This window comes from Paraburkholderia sp. BCC1885 (assembly GCF_900996235.1).
In the GTDB taxonomy this organism is placed as follows: Bacteria; Pseudomonadota; Gammaproteobacteria; order Burkholderiales; family Burkholderiaceae; genus Paraburkholderia.
This window is the reverse complement of sequence record NZ_CAAJGM010000099.1, coordinates 116,439-133,918: the sequence shown is the minus strand read 5'-3', so window position 1 is coordinate 133,918 and position 17,480 is coordinate 116,439. Positions and strand designations below refer to the sequence as shown.

Below are 17,480 nucleotides of genomic sequence, written 5' to 3'. Positions count from 1 at the left end.
CAGCCGGTATCAGAACCAGACCGTGTCAGGGGCGACGTCATGTAATGCGTTGACGACGCGGTCGTTATTTCTTACAGTCCAGGAAAGACGACGATGACAGCACGTGCCAGGGTACAGAAACGGACTTCGCGTTCACAGGCCATCAGGAGAACGAATCTCCGACCGCTATGCCACGCGATTGCAATGATTCTGGCGGCGGGTGCAACGGGTGGCGCGCACGCTGGCATCCTTAATCTCGCACACCTTGGTGCCCAAACCGGCAGCGCGCAGGCAGCGGTGGCGGCAAGAGGAATTACCAATCTCGGCGTCGGTGTCTCGCCGCAGCAGGCATTGCAGGCCAGTCAGCCCTCGATCCGCAACCTTGCTACGGCGGCACAGGGCATAGCGCAGCAGATTGCGGCGCAGCAGGCAGCGGCAACGGCGGGTGCAGCAGCTCCGTCGAACGTTCCGAACGGCTTAGCGTCTGGCGGCCTGCAGGTCGCGTCGGGCATCACGTTCATCAAGGACGCGAACGGGAATCTGGTAAGCCAGAACACCGACGTTGGCAACCCGAACAATTCCAGCGCCGATCCGGGTAGCGCGCTGCTGTGGTACAACGCGTACGGGCCGCAGCAGACAGTCAATGCCAACGGCACCGTTACCGTCAACGTGAAGCAGACCGCAGAGGATGCGATTCTGACGTGGCAGACGATGAACGTCGGCAAACAGACGACGCTCAACTTCGACCAGTCGGGTGGCACGCAGACCGACGGCGCGAACAACTGGGTTGTGCTGAACCGGATCATGGACCCGTCAGGGTTGCCGAGCCAGATTCTCGGCAATGTCAATGCACAGGGTACGGTGCTGGTGATCAACCGCAACGGCATCCTGTTCGGCGCGGGTTCCCAGGTCAATGTGCATTCCCTGGTGGCGTCGTCGCTCGATCTGCTGAACACGACCGACGACGCGTCGAGCAGCACTAGTGGTGTGGTGATCGGCAATCTCGCCCAGAGTGCGGCAGGAATTGTCGCGAGCAATCAGGCGTTCCTGAATGGTGGCCTTGCGGTACTTGAGGCGGGAACGTCGTCCACAGTGGGAGTAGGCGGCGCGGGCTCCACGGATCCCACAGAAATCCTCGGTCTGGGTAACAACGTCACCATCACTTCGGCGAGCCAGTTGCAGATGCCGGGCGACGTCACGATTGCACCAGGCGCATCGATCACGACGAGCGCGGACGGTTCGGTCAGCAACGGCGGCTTTGTATTGATCGCTGCACCGAACGTGAACAACGGCGGCAGCATTACCGTCGCGCCGACAGGCCAGGTAATACTCGCCGCCGGCATCGGTGTGAGCCTGATTCCGAACCCCATCACTCCGCAACTGCTGCAACCCGAGTTGACCGGCAAGGTGTTGTTGCAGACTCCCACCGGCACGACCGATATTACGCCGGCTGGAACGCTGACCAATACTGGCATCGTTCAGGCAGCGCGTGGCAACATCAATCTGCTGGGAAGTAGCGTCACGCAGGATGGCGTTCTCGGTGTGACGACGGACGTCAACACTCCAGGCAACATCACGATTTCGACGGTCGACGAGAGCATTGCCGACACACCGTCGGACGGAACGTACCCTGGTCAGTTCAGGGTGAACGATACCGTCATCAGTGGCGGCATCGCGACGAACCGGGCGGGCCAACTGGTGTTCGGCGACGGATCGGTGACGACGGTGATGCCCGACACCGATGGTGAAACGGCGACCTCCTCGCCGGGACAGACGACCTTCACACCGGGCAGTGTCACGATAACGGCTGACTCGGTCTGGTTCCAGTCCGGCTCACTCATCGAGGCGCCGGGGTCAACTGTAACGGTGGCGGCACTCACGCCTGGGGTATTTGGTGTCAGTCCCGCGACGCCGCCGGGCGATACCGCCGTCCCGGGACGGATATACGTCGATACAGGCGCCATCATTGACGTATCAGGACTGGCGAATGTTCAGTTGCCCATTTCCGATATCCTGCTTGATGTGGGCACGATCAACGAGAACGATCTGGCCGACTCGCCGCTGCTGCGCGACAGCTTCCTGAACGGCCTGAAGGGCGTGGTGGTGGACAGTACACTGTCGGGGACCAGCGCCGATGGTCTGCAATGGGTAGGCAGTCCGATCCTCAACCTGTCGGGTGCGGTCAGCCTGATTCCCCGCACCGTCGACCAGTTGCTGACCAACGGCGGCACGATCACCCTCTCCGGCAACGAGGTGATGACGGCCGATGGTTCTTCCCTGAACCTGAACGGCGGTTACATCCATTACCTCGGCGGCATGGTCAACACGACGCGTCTTGTCGATGCGAATGGCGCGATTGTGCCGATCGGCCAGGCGAGCCCGTTCGACACCTACGTCGGCATTGCAGGGGAATTCGTCGAAAGCCACCCGCGCTGGGGTGTCACCGATGACTGGTTCAATCCGTTGCTCAGCGGCGGTGTTTACGAGGGCGACTACATCGTAGGCGGCAACGCGGGTACGCTGAACGTGTTTGCCTCGTCGGCGATGGTGCTCGATGGTGAGATCACGGCGCAGGCGTTTGCTGGCTCGAAGCAGGTCCAGGGCAACGATCAGCCGGCGGGCGGGACCTTCAATCTGGGCGCCGCCACGCTGGCATCGGGGAGCACACTGCCGGGACTGACGCAGAGTTCCAGCACATCTGTCAACGGTGAATCCGGCACGGTGATCCTGCAGGACAGTGCCCCGCAACTCAGTGACCTTTCGTCGGACTTCAGTGCGACCACACCACTAGACACCGCGGCACTCGGTGCGCTTTCAGACACTGATCCGGACAATGTTCTCGCTACAACAGTGGTGCCAGTCAACACGCTAGACACGGGTGGCTTTGCCAATGTGAATGTCACGGAGGATGGGACTCCGGGTGAGTCTATCGGAAAGGGCATTCTTGTCGCTGCCGGTACACAATTGACGGTGCAGCCGGGCGGCTCCATCAAGTTGAACACTCCAGTCTCGGACGTCACTGTATTGGGAAGCCTGATCGCGCCATCCGGGACGATCTCGATCTCAAGCGGCGGCGGGATCGGGGGCCAGATAGTCGTCGGACCCAATTCGGTCATCAGCGCTTCAGGGCAATGGGTCAATAACGATACGCAGACCGCACCCGGTACGACGCCGGGTGACAGCGAATATATCAACGGCGGCAGTATCACCCTGTCGACGAGCGGGAATGGTCCGATCGTTCTGCAGGCGGGCAGTGTGCTTGATGTATCCAGCGGCGGTGAACTGCAGTCGAATGGCCAGATGCTGATGCAGAATGGTATTGCACAGGGGTTGGGCGGCAGCGTCTCACTGGTCACCAATGCAGGTCTACCCACCGAGTTTGCGATTGGAGGCGGCAGCGGGCCGATCTTGCCGGTTGCTCCGCCGGCCGCCCCCCTTATCCAGATGGACGGTACGATTAACAGCTTTGGCTTCTCGGGTGGCGGCACGCTGACGCTGGGAGACTACGGCTTCCAGATCGGGGGGGACCCCGCGCAGGCACCGAGTTGGGCGGAATATCTGCCGGCCAATTTCTTTGCGCGGCAGGGCTTTGGCAAATATGTCCTGAACGCCATCTACGACACGACGGTTGCTCCCGGCGCAACGGTTATGTTGACACAGCAGAACCTGCTACCCGATGTGCCAGCCCTTCAGCAGTTGGCCACCGGTGGGAGCGTGGCAGCCGGCGGCTTGACGTCAGTCGGTACGCTTGATCCTTTCCACCGTCAGGCCACCGATCTGGTGATGACCGGAGGCGGCTTCCTCGTTGGTCCGGCAGGACTTCCGGCGGGCGCGACAGGCGGTGTGACCGTGGGTGAAGGGGCGTCCATTATCGGCGATCCGGGTGCCAGCATAGGTCTGGGTTCGCCTGTGCAAGTGACGGTACTGGGCTCGATCATCGCGCCTGGCGGGTCGATCACGCTGACCGCAGATTCTCTGCCGAACGACTCTGCGTTTCCCGGAGAAGTTATAGGTGATGATGGTTTCACAGGCTATACCTCGGCGAGCAAGTCCGTCTGGCTAGGAGCGAATGCAGTGCTGGACGTCGCGGGCGTTGCCGTGACGAATCCACTGGCGGCACCTGCCAGGGAGGGGCTGCAGACCGTCATTCCCGACACCGGCAAGGTGCTGCCGGGCGGCACCGTCGTGATCTCGGACGATTCAGGCTACGTGGTGGCGCAGGCTGGATCGGTGATCGATGTATCAGGCACATCGGCGACGCTGGACGAACTGCAGGCCAACGGCCAGTATGCTGCCCAGCCGGTCTGGAGCGATGCCGGTTCGATCACGCTGGCTGCGTCAAGCGGGCTACTGTTCGATGGAACGTTACAGGCGCAGCCGGGCGCGGCGCAGGCGCAGGGCGGGAGCCTGACCATCCTGCCAGAGCAGGGCGTAGTGAAGAACGCGGATCAGCCGGGAGGGGGCACGCTGTCATCACCGCCAGCCAGCGTGCTGGTCCTTCAACAAAGCGGCGATCTGGTGCCGGCGGGTCTTCAGCCAGGGCAGAGTTTCGCTGATGCAATCAGTCCGACGACCGGGGAGGTGATCGGGTCTTCGACCGGCGTGCTTCAGTTTGCGGTCGATCGCCTGTCGGGCTCGGGAGTGGGCACACTGGTGCTGGGTGAGGCCAACGTGCCGGCACCGGCTTCCGTAGTGTTTGTCGGCAACGTGGACCTGACGTTGTCGAATTCCGTTGAAATCAATACGGGGCAACTGGCTGCACTGAATGCGTCTCAACTGAATACGCTTCTGACGACAGCACCACCCACTCCCGGCTCCGTCGCGCCATCAGTTTTTTCAACCCTGCTTGCGGCTCAGCCCGGCGTGAGCGAACCGGTCACGGGAGCATTGACTTCAATCGGCACGACGATATCGATCAATGCGCCGTACGTGGCACTGATCGGACCGACGCCAGTTCCCAACTCCGCTCCGTTCGCGCCGGTCAGAGCGTTGGCAGACGGTACGTTGAACATCAACGCCTCGTTCATCGATCTGGAAAATCAGTTCCAGATGAATAATTTCGGGCAGGCAAATTTCACCAGCAGTGGTGATATCCGTCTGACGTCGACGTATGGCGACAGTACACTAACGCCGGGTGAGCTGTTCACGCCTGGCAACCTGACGTTCAAGGCGGCGGATCTTTATCCGTCTACCGGGAGTACCTTCATTCTGGACGCGGTGGGACCCACCGATTCCACGACCAGCAATCCGAAGGCGACTACCATCACTTTCCTGCCGGACGGAACTTCTGGCGTGCCACTGTCGGCGGGCGGGACCTTGCTGATCGATGCGACTGACATCGTGCAGTCGGGGACGGTCCGTGCGCCGTCGGGAACTCTCGTCTTCGGCGTTGGAGATCCGAAGGACGCGACCACCGTCACGCAGTTCAACAGTCTCCCATTGGTGGCGACGGACTCGGTGTCGTTGACCAATGGTAGCGTGACGTCAGTGTCGCTTGATGGTGTGATCGTCCCATACGGCACAACGGTCGACGGCGTCGAGTGGCAGTTCAATCCGGTCCCCGGCGAGTCGCTGCCGGATGTGACGGCACCCCCGTCGAAGTTCGTCAGCGTCAACGGCGACAGCGTAGCACTGAATCCTGGCGCAACGATTGATCTGTCCGGTGGCGGAGATCTGCAGGCCGAGGAATGGGTGCAGGGGACCGGGGGCACGCGCGATGTCCTGTCACAGTTCAACGTGAGCTTTGCGACGAACCCCAGTGGAACGGCCATACCGGTAAATGTCGGCGGCGGAAACATCTATGCGATCCTGCCGGGCGCGCAGTCTCCTGTAGCGGCGTACGATCCGGTGTTCGCGCAGACCGCACAGCCATCGACCAATGCCAATGGGACGTCCTCCGGCACCGCGACCGAAAAGAGCGGCGTCGGTCAGGCAGCCCTGAACAACACCGAGGTGGGCGAGTCGGTTTATCTGTCGGGCGTGCCGGGACTGCCTGCGGGCATGTATACGCTGCTGCCCGCAAAATACGCGACGTTGCCGGGGGCATTCCGCGTCACGGTGTCGAGCGAGAGTGGTGCAGTCGCGCCAGGCTCGAGCCAGACGCTGCCGGACGGCACCGTGGTGACGGCAGGTTATATCGGTAATGCTTTGACCGGCAGCCGCAGCGCGACGCCGACCCTGTTCGATGTGCAATCCGCTGCGGTCTGGCAACAGTACTCGCAATACACACTGACCAGTGCCAACGCATTCTTCCCGCCGCTGGCAGCTGGTGCCGGTAACGTGACGCCGCCGCTGCCGATGGACGCCGGACAACTGGTGCTGGCGGCGACGAACGGGTTGACGCTGGGTGCCACGCTGAACACGGCCCCCGCCCCGGGAGGGGCACCGGCCGAAGTGGATATTGCCTCGCAGGATATCCAGATCATCGGCACCGGGGAAACGGCCTTGCCGGGCTACCTGCAGATCAGCGCAGATCAACTGGATGCGCTGGACGCTGGCAGCCTGCTCATCGGTGGCACGCGTACGCAGACGACAGGCGGCATCACGATCGATGCGATCGCCAATAGCGTGGTGGTATCCAACGATCCAGCCGATCCGCTGACGGGGCCGGAAGTCATTCTCGTCACGAAGAGCGGTTCGACCAGAACCGACCCGAATGCAGCGAACGGTCTTAGGGTCGATGGCGGCAGTGTGATCGACGCACAGGGGACCTATCCGGCGGCGAAGGATCTGTCGATCACGATCGGCCAGAATGCGGACGCCACGACGAACGCGACAGCGGTCTCGGGTGACGGAGCACTGCTCGAAGTTTCCAATGGTGCGGCCTCGGTTGTCACGCGCGTCGACACAAGCGGCATGGGGCTGTTGACCGTTGGCGCTGGCGCGACACTTGCCGGCGGCCAGGCGCTGACGCTTGACTCTTCAGGCAACCTGACGTTCGACCCCGCTGCGACTCTATCGGGCAAGACGATCGCAGTTGACGGCTCCGCCATTACTTTCACCGATCAGACGGGCGCAGCAGCCGCAGCGCTACCGGGTTTTGTCGTTGGACCAACGCAACTCGCGCAACTGGCGGCCGCCCAGCAGGTGATCCTGCGCAGCGCGGGTGTGATGAGCTTCGATGGCGATGTGGACGTAACGTTTGGCGATGACGTCGACCTGAGCGCCGGCTCGTTCTCGAGCAACGGTGGTGCAGTTACCATCAATGCGCAGGAAGTCGCCTTTACTAACGAAACCGGTGCGACGGCGCCCACCGCAACGGTGGGAGCGGGTACGCTCACCGTCAATGCCAGCGAGATCGATTTCGGCACGGGACAGAAGACCGTCAACGGTTTTGGTTCGGTGTCCATGAACGCGACGGGCGGCATCGTCGGGCAGGGTACGGGCACGTTCGACTTCGGAGCGTTGCCGGTCACCCTCAATGCGCCGGTCTACCTGGCCGATACGGGTTCATCACAGACAATCCAGACGACCGGTACGCTGAATCTGAACAGCGTAAGTGGTAAGCCCCTCGCACTCAGCCCGCTTGGCGGTGCAATCAGTCTCATCGGAGGAACGGTTAACGACAATGGCGCGACGATCGAAGCACCAGCAGGAAACGTGAGCCTTGAGGCGACAACGGGCGATCTTACCATCGGCAACGGTTCCCTCGTGAGTTCTGCCGGCGTGGCGTTACCGTTCTTCGATGTCACAGAGTTTGCCCCCGCTGGCGCAATCACGCTGACGGCGGACGTGGGTACAGTCAATGTGGAAGCGGGCTCGACGCTCGACTTTTCGGCGCCCAGTGGTGGTGGCGCGGCGGGCAGTCTGACGTTGTCGGCACCGGACCAGGTCGTGAACCTGGCCGGCACGATCAAGGGCAATGCGGCTGCGGGATTTACGGGTGGCTCTTTCTCGCTCAACACGGGAGGTGCGGTCGATCTCGACAATCTGGCGACCGAACTGGCTTCGAGTGGTGTGAATAACCAGATCGTGGTCCAGACAGGAGCGGGAAACCTCACGTTGTCTGGAGGCAACACGCTAACGGCGAATACGGTGTCGCTGACAGCGAACGGCGGTGCAGGGAATGCCTCCGATACGGCGAACGGCAACGTCAATATCAACGGCACGATCAACGCCAACGGTGTGGCGACCGCCCGTGGCGGCTCCGAGGGTGGCACGATCGATCTGTACGGCAAGAGCGGTGTCGATGTGGAAGGTACGTTGCTGGCCGAAGGTTCGGATGCCTACATTGCCGGTGCGACCGGACCAACGATCAATCCGAACTCGGCCGAGCTGGGCGGGATGATCAATATCGGTACGAGCGGCACGCCGACGGCAAACTCGTATAACACGCAGTACGGCTACGAGAACGTCACTTGGGCCAATTCGGGCGCGATTACGCTGGGCGCCAGCGCCCGGATCGATGTGTCGGGCGGTGGCCCTGTCACGTTTGCGGCGGATGGCCTTGAAGGGGGTACGGTCAACCTGCGTGCGCCGCTGCTCAGTGACGCGGCCACGAACGGCGGCTATTCCGTCAGGGCCAATGCGGAGATGACCGGTCCGGGTGCCGGGATCACCGGAACGGGCAACGGCACGGATACGGGTACGGTGAATCTCGAACCGTACGCGGTGTGGAGCACGACCGACGGGACAACGGGTGCGCAGCATTTCGATGGCATTGTCGATCCTGCCGGCTGGTATCAGGCTGCAGGCCCGAATGCGACGCCGCAACTTGTTCAGGGCACGTTCACCGATCAGAACGGCAATACCATTGACTACCAACCCGGCACCTATGTCGCTGCGAACGGATCGACACCCGCGCATTGGACGCCGGCCACGCTGTCGAACGATCCCAATGCTACATGGGCACAGATCAAGACCGATCTGGCGAACGACCTCGAAAACGACTTCTTCACGCCTGACGCGGGCAAGGCGAACACCGGTCACCAGGTCTTCTACGGTGACACGACAACGACCAATAGCGACGGCTCGACGACCATCGTCCCGGGTACGCTGATGGGCTTCGTGGAGAATGGAGAGACCGGGGTAGTAAGCCAGTTCGCCGCGAACGCCATTCACTTTAACGTGACACCGGGTATCGAACTCGATAGTCCGAGCCCGGCAATCAACAACGGCAATATCTCGGTTGTCACGAACTGGAACCTGGGAGCGGGGTCTTCGCCGACCGATCAACTGTTCCGTTTCGATGGTCAGGCACCCATCATCACGTTCCGCGCGGTGAACAACGTGGAGGTCGATGCGAGTCTAACCGACGGGTTTTTCCAGATCGCCAATCCGGTGAATCCAGGCTCGTCGGTTTCGGTCTCAGTTCCGCCGTTGCAGACTTACGGGGAAGTCCAGGGGTTGCTGAGTGCGCCAACGAAGTACTACGACATTGCGTATTACCTCACTGCCGACGGCATCAACGGTGCCTTTGCAGGTATCGTGACCGCACCACCAGAGAATCTGGGAACTAGTGCCGCAGACGAAGAATACTACACGCTCTATAGCGCTTATCTTTCGTTTCTGATCTCGCCATTAGACTCCAAGCTGGCCCCGATCGCCGGACTGCCCGGCGGGACAACCTACGTAAACCTCCTGGGGGACTATTGGACCTCCGCACCAAATACGGCGACCGCACCGGTTGCTCCGAGTCCGGACGTCCAGGCAAAGAATCCGGCTGCTTATCTGGAATACCTGGTGCAATACCAGGCATACGTTGACGAGGTGGGCGGTATCCGCAGCAAGCTCGCGCCTCCGACTGCACCGACCGCGCAGGCAGTCGCCGTCGTAAATCCGTCGACAACCGACAGCGCGAACGAGCCGGATGTCACCCCAGCAGTCGCGGACAACACACCGTCGCCTGTTGCGACCGCGACGAACCCGCTTCCTCTCGAGGTTGCTTCTCTGACTACCGGGACGAGTTCGTCTTTCCGCGTAGTCGCCGGAGCGAATCTGGCGAGTGCAGATCCATTGGCGCTGCAAGCCGCATCGGTCTTTGATACAACGGATGGCAACGTCGGGCTGGATGGGCATTTTGCCTTCGTCGACAGCAACGGTCTGGCCTTGATGGCGCCGACCATGATTCGCACCGGCACGGGCTCGATCGATATCGCAGCGGGCAACGACATCGCATTGCTTGATACGAGTGCGCCGGGAGTCATCTATACGGCAGGTGAGCCGGCAGCAGGAGCGCCGGTTGGCAGTACGGCGTCAATTCTGAAAAATCCCGGAGCGGGTGACATACTCGTTACGCCGACGGTGAATCCCGAATCGGCGGGAAATATTTTGATCTACGCCCAGAACGATATAACTGGCATCGAAGACGTGGTCGATACAACGGGTGCCATTTCAGGTTTCGCCGGCAACATACTCATCCAGTCTTGGTCGCAGTGGATGCAGGTTGGTAATCCAACCAACTCTGCCGGACAGACTACACAAACATCTATCAACTTCGGTTCGTTTGACCAAGGGGTGATGAGTGTTGGCGGCAATGTGTCGGTATCTGCGGGAGGCAACATCTCAGACCTGGGTGTGTCGCTGCCGACGACGTGGTATCAGACGAGTCTGACCACGTTCAACACGGTGGGCGGCGGTAATCTTACGGTTACGGCTGGCGGCAACATCCTGAGTGGTGACTATTTTGTTGCCAACGGCACGGGCACGATCGTCGCGGGCGGTCAGATCGCTTCGGATTTCGCCACGCCGACGGGTCTTGGCGGGGCTCCTGTCTCTCAGGCGACATTGTTCGCAACTCAGGACGGCGTGCTCGATGTAAACGCGCGACTGGGAGCCAATATTGGCGGCGTGTCGGATCCGTCTCCATTGCAAAGTTTCTCGCCGACTTCCGCGGTGAGCATCGAATCGACTACTGGTGATATTGATTTTGGAGCGGGCGGTGAGGGTTCATTACCCGCTACCGTTAATCTTGTTGCTTTGACGGGGGGCATTACAGTGGCCTCGGGCGGCACGCTCGCTCCGTCTCCGACCGGCAATCTGAACCTGATTGCGGATCAGTCGATCGGCCTGAGCACGAGTATTGGATTGTCCGATGAAAATCCGGCTGATGTGGTTTCGCCCGTTCAACAATCCGGATCGACCAATAACGAACAGGACGACCACGACGACAGTCCGCTGCATGCGAACGACACGGTTCCGGCGCGCATTTACAGTCTGACCGGCAGCATCGTCGACGGTATCCTTGAGCCTGCGGGCTCGGGGAGCGATGCTGGCTTCTATGACCGGCAGGGCACCATTTCCGTCGACAAGTCGGCCCTGATCGACGCCGGTCAAGACATAGTGGACCTGTCATTCCAGGGACAAAACCTGCGCGACTCCGACGTCACACGCATTGTGGCCGGGCATGACATCTACGACACGCCGTTTGCGTCAGGTGGTGGCGCACTCGTGCCAAGCCTTGTGTTGGGCGGCCCGGGTACATTCGACATCGAGGCGGGGCACAATATCGGCCCATTGACGCAAGCTGGCAGTGGTTTTGGTGAAGCGCAGGCGGGAGTGGCGCCTCCGACCGGGATCGATGCGATCGGCAACGGTAACAATCCCAATCTTCCGCACGAAAGCGCGAATGTGCAAGTACTGTTTGGTGTTGCCCCGGGCATCGATGACACTGATTTCATCTCGACCTATATCAATCCTGCGAGCACGGCGGCTGGTGTACCGAGCACGACGCCTGCACTCATTGCCTTCATGGAGCAGTACGACGAAGGGCAGGAGGGCGTTGACACGGGATTGGTGGCCGACGCGCCGAAACCGAAGACGTTGACGGCTGGCGAGGCGTGGTCGCAATTCCAGTTGCTGCCCACATATGCCCAGCAACTGTTTGTAGGACAGGTTTTTTTCAGCGTGCTGACCGACGTAGGCAACGACTTCAACAACCCTGCGAGCCCGTTCTTCAGTCAGTATGCCCGCGGGTTTCAGGCGATCAACACGCTTTTTCCGGCTTCGCTTGGTTACACTGCAAATGATCTGACTGGCGGTACGAACGGTGCAAATGCACCGGTATCCACTGGGAACCTCGACATTCGTAGCTCAACCATCCAGACGCAGCAGGGTGGGAATGTCTCGATCCTCGGACCGGGAGGGGAGGCGCTGGTCGGCAGTTCCTCGGCGCCACCCGAAATCGTCAGCAACGGGGTCGTCATCGCCGGTCCAGGGACGATGGGCATTCTGACGCTTGAGAAGGGCGACATCAACATTTTCACTGATCAGAGTCTGCTGCTCGCGCAAAGCCGCGTGTTCACCGAGCAGGGGGGGGATATCACGATCTGGAGTTCGAACGGCGACATCAACGCCGGCCAAGGTTCGACCACCGTCGCGAACATACCACCGCCTGAATACGTGTGTGATGCGAACCACTTCTGTACGCTTGATGCGAAGGGAGAAGTAACTGGTGCTGGCATCGGAACGCTCCAGACCATACCAGATGCGCCGACAGGCAACGCCAATCTGCTGGCGCCGCGAGGGACAGTGGACGCTGGGGCTGCGGGTATCCGTGTGTCGGGCAACCTGAACGTTGCGGCGCTGCAGGTGCTGAACGTCGCCAACATTCAGGTGCAGGGCAAGACGACCGGGGTACCGGTCGTTGCGGCTGTGGACACTGGCGCTCTGACCGCGGCGAGTTCAGCAGCGTCTGCGGTAACTCAGATGGCACAGAACATAGTGCGCAACAATGCGTCCGGTGTACCGCAACGGCAATGGGTTGTTACCGTGGAAGTGGAAGGTTTTGGCAATTCAGATTTGTCGTCAGATAGCGATGATTTACGAAGAGGACGCGCGCGGCGATGATGGGTGTCGGAAGAAGTAGGTGAGGGATGAGATTGTCGGGACGCCTACTGCGAGGAGACCGCTATCAAAAGGCGGCTTCTCGCGACCGAAGAGGGCCGAGCGGCAGACTAGTACCATATCCCTCAAATAGGTTTAACAATTATCTGGCTGTAAATAAGGCTGCAGGAGCGTGACGACCAGTTGAGCCATCTCGTCGAGTGAACCTGAGCCAGGCAGAGGTTCCCATCGCCCGCTATGGCTACGAAAGGCCGCACCATAACGATTGCGGCTGAGTTCACTCAGGCGTGCCACAACGGTCGGCTCCTGATCGTCCAGGCGTTTGATCAGCAGATGGCGCCCATAAGCCTGCGTGACGATCTGGTCGTGTCCCAGCAGGGCGCGCAGTTGACGCTGCAGTTCGCTTGCATGATGTTTCGCGGGTAAGGCGGGCATGAGCGCTCCGGTTCAGGATGCGCCAGTTTGCAACGGGTAGCCCCGGAAAGTCCATCTGAAGGGGCGTGCCGTCTGGTTGCGCTCACGGATGAACTGCTCCGTACGCTCGCGCAGATGCGCAGTGCTGACGTGACTGGCATGACGCAGCACACGGCGCGTATAGGCTGCAAACCACAGTTCGATCTGGTTCACCCAGCTCGCATGCAAAGGGGTGAAGTGGAAGTGAAACCGCCTGCTGTGCCGCGCGTTGAACGCCTGCCACACGGCGTGTGCACGATGCGTGTTCAGATTGTCCCAGATCACATGCACCTGTTGGCCCGGATACGCGGCCGCCACGCTGTCCATGAAAGCCACCAGGTCGTCCTGCGTGCGTCGGTCGCGACAACTGCCCAGCACCTGTCCGGTATGCACATCCAGCGCGGCGATCAGCGCCTGTGTGCCATGACGGACATATTCAAATTCGCGACGACGCAACCGTCCTGCTACGGGCGCGCGTCCCGGATGCTTGCGTTCAATGGCCTGGATGCCGGTCTTCTCGTCAATGCTCAGCACGACCGCATTCTTCGGCTCCTTGCGATACAGCCTGCAAATCACGTTGACCTTCTCGCGAAAGGCCGGATCTGGACTGTGCAGCCACTGTTGCACCCGATGCGGACGAACCTCGCCCGCCTGCAAAATGCGTTGCACATGGCTGCGACTAATCTGTTCGACGATCCCGCGCTCGACTGCGCGCGTCATGATCTCATCGAGCGTCGGCGTAACCCGGCCGTGCGCGTCCTGCACCTCGCACGCCAGCGCGATCAGTTGCAGCCGCGCTTCCTGCGTGATGCGTGGCGGACGACCGCTACGCTCGCCCTCCCGAATACCTTGAGCGCCTTGCCGTGCAACCCGCTGGCGCCACAGGCTGACCGTCTGCACGGACACGCCCAGTTCCTGTGCAATCGCTGCGCCTGAGTATCCCTCATGCGCCATTAGCGCGATGCGTGCCCGCGTCACATCACGCTGGGCCGCCGTCGTGCGCCTGATCAGCGCCAGTAGCTCCTCCCGGTCCTTCCTGGCCAGCTTCACTGGCGTTGCATGACGACCTCGGCTCATGCCACCAGGATAGACCATGCAAGCATTTATTAAAAGTAATTGCGGGACGTCGTACTAGTTACCGTTTATATTTAAAAATCTGTGTTTACATCCTGTCTTTTGCACTGCGAGACAGGATAGTGCGAACGTTACTGAACGACGAAGTATGGAACAAAGTGTAAGACGTCCTGCCGGGCAAGGAAGGCGACCGAGACCGAACGGCATGCAGCATCGCTAATTTCTCAAAGCGGTACTGTGGATTGCCCGTACTGGCAGTAAGTGGCGCGACTTGCCTGCGGAGTTCGGTCGATGGCATAAACGGTGTGCATGCACTTTTCGCGCCGGCCGAGCAAGGATATGTCGCAGCGTGTTGTGAATGCACGGGCAGGCCGGACGCAAATCGAGCGCATGCTGATCGATTCGACGGTCGTGTGAACGCACCAGCATTCGGCGGACGGCTTAAAAAAGCGGTCTGCAAGCGCTTGGAAATTCCCGAGGCGGACTGAGTACCAAACTGCATTTCGCGGTGGATTTGAACGGTCGCCCGTTGCGACAGACAGTCACCGAAGGACAGGTAGCCGACATCTCGTGTGCCGCGCAACTAGTCGGGCATCTGCGCACCAGAGCGGTTGTCGCAAACAAGGGCTGCGATGCTGACCGTTTCGTGCGACGGACTCTTGCTACCCGCGCGAAGGTCGTGATCCCCCGCGTTCGAATCGCAAGACAAAGCGCCGTTACAACCGTGTCCTGTCCCGTACCGTAGACGCAATCTGGTCGAGCGGTTCTTCAATCGCATCAGGCATTTTCGCCGTGTCGCCAGTCGATATGACAAGCTCGCCGAGAGCTAACTCGTGTTTGCATCGCCTGCGCGTTTAGCCCAGTCGCAAATGTGAATATCGGCTAAGTAACCGAGCGAACTCGGACTGCCTGAACGAAGCGCGCCGGCGCAATATGCGCCGGTGTGAAGTGCAGGACGTCTCGATGACAGTTTCCAAATAAATTGCCGAGTCGCCGTGCTTTCACGATTCGTCAAAAAGCAGAATCGAGAGGTGAGGTAGCGGAGAAACAGGATCAACAGCGGTGGCGGAAATGAAGAAATCAAAGGTCGATGTGAGCAAATGCCAAGAGTGCGGCGTAGCGGGGAGCCGCGCGGCGCACGCCCGCTAGCAGATAAAGGAAGGGCAGCGTCACTTATTGGCCGCGGGTGCAAGATATTTTCTTACAACCGAGGTAAAGAGCAAATCAAGTTGCGGTGGTGGCTTGTCTATAGTGCTGATGCCTTGTGGTAGGCAGAGGTCACATCAGTCGGCAATGCTGCGGGGGTACAACGAACCACACTTGTCTAAAGCAACACGCCATGTCCCCAAGCCTGTGAGGAGACATGGCGTGTTATTGCCCAATTAGCGACGAATTAACGCCGCTGGTGCTGCTACCGGCCCTTGCCGCCTGCGCAGACCGTCGAGTTGCCGATGTTCAGCGTATTCCCTCTGCTTGCCGTCAGGAAGTCGCCTTGGATTGCGGTAACGAAGGCGGTCGGGATGTCGAATCCGTTGTTCCGCACGACCGAGATGAACTCCGAATTCGTGTAGTGATCGGTCAGGAAACTGGTGACTGCAGACGTGACCGACGGGTTCGCGTAGCACTGGCTGACGATGATCTGTGAGCTGCCGGAAACCGGGTAGCCGACCGACGGGTTGGCAAGTTCCTGGTATGCCGTTGTCGTGGGATCCGTCGGGACCCAATTCGTCGGGTCTGCCGCGGCAGATCCGCTCGGCGGCGATGCGGTTGCAAGGGCGTTATCTACCTGCGTATTCGTCGGCGCGATGTCGACGGTGGTGGTGCCCAAAGGCGCCGTGACCTCGAACAGGTCGTTACGCAGGCTGGCCACGGCCAGCTGTGCCGAAGCGGACGGGCTCGAGGTTGCGAGGAACGTGTTTGTCCAGTCCGGGCTCAGATACCCGATTCCCGACTTCGTCGTCGGAACCGCCAGGAGCGCACTCTGAACGCCACCGCTGCCGCTTGCGCCAATGAAGCTCGTCGGGAGAGGCGGGTTGGTACCGCCGAAGTTCGCCGTGAACGCTTGGCCGTCGGTGAACGAGACGTTCGAATTGGCGAGCAGGCTAACCGTGGCGGTCGTGCCTGGGCCGCCCGCGCCTTGTACGACTCGCGTGAAGGCGGCCGTATGGCAGACCTGCGACAGGTGGCGCGTGAGCAGTTCCGTGGTGCCGCTGTTATCCGAGCGGTACACAACCTCGATGGGGATGCTGGCGGTGTACTTCGTGCCGACAGGATTGCTGAGCGAGATGGTGTCCGGATCGGTAACCTCGTTCCAGTTCGTGAGCTTGCCCGAGTAGATCCCGCACAGATCGTCGTCGTTCAGCGCGATGCTATGCGGCTGGAGCGGCGTCGTTTGCGGCGTCGTCGTGCTTGTCGGTGTCGGGCCATTCACAATTGGAACGGTGATCGGCGTCACGATATAGGGTGCTTGGATCAGCGGGCCCTCTGTCGCGCCCAGGCCCGCCTGGTACGCGGTGACCTGCGCTGCCAGTAGCGCGGCATCGCTGTTGGCGAAGTCCACGGTACCCGATGCCGTCAGCGTAGTGGTCACGGTGCCCGAAACCGAGAGGGAGACGAGTGCCGGAGCGTCATTGTTGAAGAAGGCCGTCTGACCGGCGCCCGAACTATCGGTGAAGTAGGTCAGCGTTCCACCGAAATCCTGAATTTCCTTTTGGATCGACGGGCCGACCAGGGACGAACCGCCACCCAGCACGACGGTCTGTGCTTCGGCGCTGGCCGCGCCGTAACCTGCCATCACGAGCATAACGGCCAGAATGGACTTGCGTTTGCTGAATTTCATGAGGAATCCTCAGAAGCTGTGGAGAAAGAAGTAAATCCCGGTGCAGCCCGCTTATCGCTCAGACCGCGAATGAAATATAGGCCGACTTCCTTATTTTGGTAAGAAGTTTTTTTGACAAAGTGCGTTAATGAAGAATCTGGATTGGCAGTATTTCGATACTAAAGAGTAAATATAAGATGCGTTGAAAGTAAGGGAGAGAAAGATTTCGCTAAACTCGATTCAGACGAGAAAGAACCTTCGAAATTCTCCCTGAAAATTATCTGTGCCGACCGCCTTGGCAGGGCAGATGAAGCCGATTGGTTGAAAGCGGATTCCACGAGAGCTTTGTCTGTATTGGGTTTGACGAGATGCG

General features: G+C 60.4%; 4 protein-coding genes and 1 pseudogene. 2 read left to right on the top strand and 3 right to left on the bottom strand.

All coding sequences use genetic code 11. The features are described from left to right. Window positions 1–183: 183 nt before the first annotated feature. Window positions 184–12,765, top strand: a complete 12,582-nt coding sequence (locus tag FQ755_RS08230) for a filamentous haemagglutinin family protein (protein WP_260858423.1) — start codon at window positions 184–186, stop codon at window positions 12,763–12,765. 132 nt (window positions 12,766–12,897) lie between these two features. Here the strand turns inward: FQ755_RS08230 and FQ755_RS08225 are convergent, their stop codons facing one another. After that, a complete protein-coding gene (locus tag FQ755_RS08225) occupies window positions 12,898–13,197 on the bottom strand; it encodes a hypothetical protein (protein ID WP_144152938.1) in 300 nt (99 codons plus the stop codon). 12 nt (window positions 13,198–13,209) lie between these two features. Then, entirely contained in the window at window positions 13,210–14,292 is a 1,083-nt protein-coding gene (locus FQ755_RS08220) for an IS630 family transposase (RefSeq protein WP_144152936.1), read from the bottom strand. 167 nt (window positions 14,293–14,459) lie between these two features. Here FQ755_RS08220 and FQ755_RS08215 point away from each other — a divergent pair. Continuing rightward, a pseudogene (locus tag FQ755_RS08215) lies at window positions 14,460–15,175 on the top strand (IS5 family transposase). A 525-nt stretch (window positions 15,176–15,700) separates the two neighbouring features. Here FQ755_RS08215 and FQ755_RS08210 read toward each other — a convergent pair. After that, window positions 15,701–17,128, bottom strand: a complete 1,428-nt coding sequence (locus tag FQ755_RS08210) for a substrate-binding domain-containing protein (protein ID WP_144152934.1) — start codon at window positions 17,126–17,128, stop codon at window positions 15,701–15,703. Window positions 17,129–17,480 lie beyond the last annotated feature (352 nt).

Excerpts from the sequence above, each read along its gene's own strand:
- FQ755_RS08230 (WP_260858423.1), top strand. The coding sequence starts at position 184 with ATGATTCTGGCGGCGGGTGCAACGGGTGGCGCGCACGCTGGCATCCTT.
- FQ755_RS08225 (WP_144152938.1), bottom strand. The coding sequence starts at position 13,197 with ATGCCCGCCTTACCCGCGAAACATCATGCAAGCGAACTGCAGCGTCAA.
- FQ755_RS08210 (WP_144152934.1), bottom strand. The coding sequence starts at position 17,128 with ATGAAATTCAGCAAACGCAAGTCCATTCTGGCCGTTATGCTCGTGATG.
- FQ755_RS08220 (WP_144152936.1), bottom strand. The coding sequence starts at position 14,292 with ATGAGCCGAGGTCGTCATGCAACGCCAGTGAAGCTGGCCAGGAAGGAC.